The organism is Lysinibacillus sp. BF-4, assembly GCF_000743635.1.
Lineage (GTDB): Bacteria > Bacillota > Bacilli > Bacillales_A > Planococcaceae > Metalysinibacillus > Metalysinibacillus saudimassiliensis.
The window spans coordinates 1-1,355 of record NZ_JPUW01000092.1 but is presented as its reverse complement, the minus strand read 5'-3'; the positions used below and the strand labels follow the sequence as shown (position 1 = coordinate 1,355).

The window sequence follows — 1,355 nt, the reverse complement described above, 5'->3', positions numbered from 1 at the left end:
AAAATGAGTTCGGTATTGCACCGGACTCATTTTTAATTTTGCCTTCATGCGTTTCGTGTTGTAATAGTGTATATAGTTTTCAAGTTCCTTTTTAAAATGCTCGACGCTTTCAAATTCCTTTAAGTAAAGGAATTCAGACTTCATGATGCCAAAGAAATTCTCCATCACCGAATTGTCATAACAGTTCCCTTTACGTGACATGCTTTGCACAATGCCTCTCGATTGGAGCGCATGGCGATATTGTTTCATTTGATAATGCCAGCCTTGATCGGAATGCATCAGTAGCTGGTGTTCCGCTGGTAATCGCTCTAACGCCTTCTCCAACATCTCAGAAACCAACGAATAGGTTGGTCTTGAGCCGATTGTATACGTGATAATTTCGCCATTAAATAAGTCTAAAACAGGCGATAAATAGAGCTTTTCGCCAAATAATTTAAACGCCGTAATATCTGTTACCCACTTCTCATTTGGGGCTTCAGCTGTAAAGTTGCGATCTAAAATATTTGGCGCAATTTTACCGACTGTCCCTTTATAAGACTTATATTTTTTCATACGCACTACGCACTTTAAACCAAGTTCTTTCATGATGCGTTGCACCTTTTTATGATTCACTTTTTGTCCACGATTCGCGAGCTCATCGCGAATACGACGATAGCCATAACGACCTTCGTGTTCCTCATAAATCGATTGAATATCATCTTTTAGTTTGGCATCTGGATCCGGTCGATGCATCTTCTTGACGTAATGATAGTATGTGCTACGTGGAATGCCTGCGAACTTCACAAGCGCCTTCACCGGGTAGTTATGCCTTAATTCATAGATGACCTTTACTTTGTCTTCTTTGGTGATTTTTCCTTGGCTTGAACTAAGGCGTTCAACTTTTTTAAATACTCGTTTTCCATACGTAGCCGATTGATTTCTGCTTGAAGTGCTTCTGGTGAGCCTTCTACTGGTGTTTGTTTTAGTTGTTTATTTGTTTCTTTTTTCATGGATGGACGCCCCTTTTTCTTTGATTGAAGGCCATCGAATCCTTTTGTTTCAAACTGTTTTTGCCACTGTAGAATAGTGGATGGAGCTGCTATGCCAAAGATAGCTGCTGTTTCATTTAAGGACGTACCGTTTTCAATCATGAAGTTTAGTACGTCTAGTTTAAACTGTGCTGAATAATTTGTATATCGTTTTACAAATGCTTCTGCACCATTATGTTCGTATTGTTTCTTCCAAACCCGAATATTTTTTTCATCAGCCCCGATTGATTGAGCAATTGTTTTGAAGCTTTCATTGCCGTTCATATACCTTAGAACAGCTTGTAGTTTTTCTTCAGCTGTAAATTTAGCCATAAAAAATGCACCTCC

General features: G+C 39.0%; 1 protein-coding gene. It reads right to left on the bottom strand.

The features are described from left to right. Positions 1–1,340 (bottom strand): IS3 family transposase gene (locus CH76_RS13800; protein WP_152553352.1). Its coding sequence is split into 2 segments (ribosomal slippage), with 1,341 coding nucleotides annotated over them: positions 1–887 and positions 887–1,340; the frame shifts between segments, so codons are not numbered across the junction. This gene is flagged as partial in the annotation. Positions 1,341–1,355: the final 15 nt, after the last annotated feature.